This is a genomic window from Caulobacter sp. 602-1, from assembly GCF_003931565.1.
GTDB lineage: Bacteria > Pseudomonadota > Alphaproteobacteria > Caulobacterales > Caulobacteraceae > Caulobacter.
The window spans coordinates 1-340 of the sequence record NZ_RRYI01000060.1 but is presented as its reverse complement, the minus strand read 5'-3'; the positions used below and the strand labels follow the sequence as shown (position 1 = coordinate 340).

Here is a 340-nt window from a genome sequence, read left to right as displayed (position 1 = left end):
AAAGCCGACGGCGGCCAGCCGCTGCTGTTCGGCTCGAATATGGCTTTGCGCGCTTCCGCTTGGCACCAGATCGCCAACGAGGTGTGCCGGGACAAAGTCGACGTGATGCATGAGGATATCGATATTTCGCTGCATCTGCTGGGCAAGGATTTGAAAACCGTATATTCGCCGCGCATGATTGCCGCGATGAGCGCTCGACGCATGGATACGTCGCTCAGTTCGTTCCTGAACTATATGCGTCGATTCAAGAACACGTTCGATGCGCATCCACAGCATTGGCGCAAGCATAAGCCGGAAATTCTCTTCACCGCCATGTATCCAGCAATGCATCTGTTCTATC

Annotated in this window: 1 protein-coding gene; it reads left to right on the top strand. The window is 54.1% G+C overall.

Going from position 1 to position 340, the window contains the following annotated elements:
• Nucleotides 1-340: hypothetical protein (locus EIK80_RS25235; protein ID WP_199743629.1), on the top strand; the 340-nt coding region annotated here is incomplete at both ends.